The sequence below is a fragment of the Neobacillus cucumis genome (genome assembly GCF_023715505.1).
Map to the genome: position 1 here is coordinate 1 of NZ_JAMBOH010000070.1, position 3,522 is coordinate 3,522.

General features: G+C 36.6%; 4 protein-coding genes. 1 reads left to right on the plus strand and 3 read right to left on the minus strand.

Features of this window, described 5'->3' with window-relative positions; all coding sequences use genetic code 11:
• Nucleotides 1-479 precede the first annotated feature (479 nt).
• Nucleotides 480-1,541, plus strand: coding sequence for a Gfo/Idh/MocA family protein (locus M3226_RS31175; protein WP_251573365.1), 1,062 nt, complete (start codon nucleotides 480-482; stop codon nucleotides 1,539-1,541).
• Nucleotides 1,542-1,877: 336 nt separating this feature from the next.
• Here M3226_RS31175 and M3226_RS33005 read toward each other — a convergent pair whose 3' ends face one another.
• The 3 genes from M3226_RS33005 to M3226_RS33015 form a co-directional block, all read right to left on the minus strand.
• Complete coding sequence (locus M3226_RS33005) at nucleotides 1,878-2,222, minus strand: transposase (protein WP_445165008.1); 345 nt, start codon at nucleotides 2,220-2,222, stop codon at nucleotides 1,878-1,880.
• Entirely contained in the window at nucleotides 2,213-2,623 is a 411-nt protein-coding gene (locus tag M3226_RS33010; protein ID WP_445165006.1) for a transposase, read from the minus strand. The genes M3226_RS33005 and M3226_RS33010 overlap by 10 nt, the downstream gene beginning before the upstream one ends.
• Before the next feature lie 229 nt (nucleotides 2,624-2,852).
• Nucleotides 2,853-3,074, minus strand: coding sequence for a transposase (locus M3226_RS33015; RefSeq protein WP_445165007.1), 222 nt, complete (start codon nucleotides 3,072-3,074; stop codon nucleotides 2,853-2,855).
• Nucleotides 3,075-3,522 lie beyond the last annotated feature (448 nt).

A 3,522-nucleotide genomic window follows, 5' to 3' on the forward strand; every position in this document is an offset into this window, starting at 1 on the left:
GGTGTCAAACATGAAGAAGCCTGGAAAGTAGCTAATTCCCGAAAGGGATATTGGAGGATTTCCAGAAGTGAAACACTGCAAAAAGCAATTAAAATAAAAACGCTCACCAAATGGGGGCTTAAAAACCTCAACCATTTATATGAGCGCCGATACTTAAGTTATTGAACCGCCGTATACACCACCGTACGTACGGTGGTGTAAGAGGTCGGCTAATCAATTAATGATTAGCCTCCTACTCGATTGTGTGTTGAATTTTCGGATAATAGAGGCAATACAATAACACAGAGATTAATAATTGCAAAATTATCAGGAGAGAATAATTGACAGGTTAATTTAATATAATTATACTGTGTTTAACCATAATGAGATATAGCTGTACCGCAATGTGGTTAATTCGTACTGTTTTGTCTTTATTCAATAAGAATGTTTATAAATATGAAATCTAAAAGAGAAGATACTTATAGGGAGAGAGGATTGAAATGAAAAAGGAATTCGGGTTTGCTATTGTCGGAACTGGAATTATTAGTACCACGCATTATGAGCAAATTTCAGCGATTGAAGGAGCAAAAGTGGTTGCTGTTTACTCCCGTAAGGAAGAAAAGGCAAAATCACTTGCGGAAAAAATAGGTGCAGATTGGTATACAGATTATCAAGAAATGCTAAAGAGAAAAGAGATTGATATCGTATCGATTATTACACCCAGCGGCACTCATGCTGATATGGCAATAGAGGCTGCACGGGCAGGAAAGCATGTAATAGTTGAAAAGCCAATGGATATTTCCCTTGAGAAAGCACAGCAAATGATCGACGTATGCCGTGAACATCGTGTTAAATTAAGTGTTATATCACAACATCGCTTTGATGCATCGGCTGTGAAGATTAAAGATGATATTGATTCAGGGCGATTCGGAAAAATGGTCCTTGGGCAAGCTGCTGTGAATTGGTATCGTCCTCAAAGCTACTATGATACTAGTAAATGGCGGGGAACATTGGAAATGGAGGGGGGCGGCGTATTAATCAATCAGGCCATTCATACCATCGATTTATTTCAGTACTTCATGGGAGAGGTGGAAAGTGTATACGCACATACAGCCATATTATCTCATGAAAGAATTGACGTGGAGGATGTGGCTGTAGCTACTGTGAAATTTAAAGATGGCGGGTTAGGAACCATCGTTGGAACTACAGCTGCCTATCCAGGTCTGTCAGCTCGCTTAGAGATTATCGGAACGAATGGTACAGCAGTGATTGAAAATGATAAATTAATGAAGCATTATTTACGAAATTCAAATAATGAAACGGAAGCAGTCAACTTAGCTGAAGTGGAAAATCCTAATGGAGGAGATTTGCATCATGCATCCGTTAATCCTGCAGCACTTGATGGGGCATCTCATCGTTTACAGTTTATCGATATGATCGAAGCCATTCAGGAGGATAGAGAACCGCTGGTGAATGGTGAAGAGGGATTAAAACCACTAAAAATAATTTTCGCTATTTATCAATCAGCACGTTCAGGTCGACCAGTACAATTAGATAATTAGTAACAATCAAGTTACCATGCTTTAAGCGATGTGTATGATGAGAAAGTTAAACTATAACCCGAATAACAGAAAAATAGAAATGTCCCTTATTGAGGACACTGCAAAAAGGTCAAATTTGCTTAACTATGTTAAATAAAGCAGCCTCATACTTATGTTTTTCATAATTTTGAGGCTGCTTTTGTTTTGAATATCCTCTATTGTTCCTTTCCAGACCGGGAAAGGGCTACTTGTAGCTATATCATCCTCTTTACGTTTACTACAAATGCGGTAGAAATGCTTGTATTCGCATGCCAAATTGACCACGGTATTTAGCCCTGGTCATCCCATGTGCATTCTTTAATTCAGCGTTTTTATGCTCAATATTGCTTCGAACGCCTTTTTTTGAAGATATTCTTCCGACTCAAGATAGTCCATTTGCTGTTTATGCTCGTCGGATTTAATTGTTATTGAATACGTTTTTTCTTTTGAATTGTTATAACAACCTTCTCTTAATGGGCAGTGTTGGCAAAGGTTAGTATCAAAATAAAAGGTTATACATGGGTTTTTACTTGTGCCGGTTCTACCTGTTTTTGCCTTCCTTATACTTGGATGTCCGGCAGGACATATAACCTCATCATTTTCTTTGTCATACAGGAATAAATCTTCTTCCCGAGTTCTATATACTGCAGGATTTAGAGTAATTGAACTACTATTTCTCCCTTTTGTAGAAAACTTAAATTGTCTTTACCTGAATATGCTGTATCTGCAAGCACTTCTTCAATTGTTAATTGTTGGTCCTTGGTTTTGTTCACTAGAGTTTGAAGCTGTTTTCCATCGTCCTCATTTCCAGGTGTGACATGAACAGCTGTTATAATTTCTTCCTCGGTCATAGCTATATGGTTTTTATATCCATAAAAAGTTTTCGATTTAGATTTCCTTCCAAAACATGCATCAGGGTCAACTGCAGAGGCAATTCCTTTATTAGTCAATAGTCTTTCGTCCTCAACAATTTGCTTTACGATGTTTATTTTCTCAAGTAAGCTGCCTTCGGCATCAGGGAGTTTGTCCGCCAATAGATCCTTTAGCTCAACTAAATACTCCAAAAGTATTTTTGCCTTTTCTTCATCAGTACCCTCTGTTTTGGAAACTTAGGGAGTTTTTTATAAAGACTTGAATACTTTTTCTATACCCCTTTGAGAAGTCTGTTAGCTGCTTTTTTCAAAACATCTAGTGGCTTGTTCTTTGCCGCGTTAGCGAGAGTATGTGTTGAATCGATAATGAGAGCTTTAGAATTTATTAATCCTTTTTCCACACATTGCTTAACAATATGTTCTAATAACTTTTCAACTCGATTGGCTCCAAGTCTATGTACACGGAATCCGCTAAGCTGAGAAGCATCTGGAAGGGGATCTTCTGGTTTAAACCTAAGAACCACTTATATGCTAAATTGTATTTAGAATCCTCAATTACTCTCTCATCTGATAAACTGTACAAAAATTGGAGAAAAAGGAGACGGAAAAGCAACTCTGGCCTGGTCTTCCGTAATACATACAATAAGATTCTTTATCCAATTCATTTATAAAAGAAAAATCCACCAATTCATGAATTCTTCTTAACAGATGATCCTCTGGAATAAAAGAGTATAGTTCTGAATGAAATGAAAGACTTGATTGATTATGATTAAGTAACATTGCATTAACCCCAATACAGATATGATATATCTTTTATTTTAACAAAAAAACGCCCAGAAGGGGCTGTTGACAATCTAATAGGAATTTTGAAAACCTGTGTAGAATTTTATTCTATACAGGTTTTTTATTGGGGGAATTTCTTATGATGGGTCGTAAAGATGATTATCAAAGTAAAATGGAGTTCATTGATTTAAATACCTTTGTTCCTTCAAATCATATTCTCCGGCAAATTAGTGAAAAAATTGATTTTTCTTTTATATACAACAAAATGGAAATGTATTATTCAAACCTGGGCAGGAAATCTCTTGATC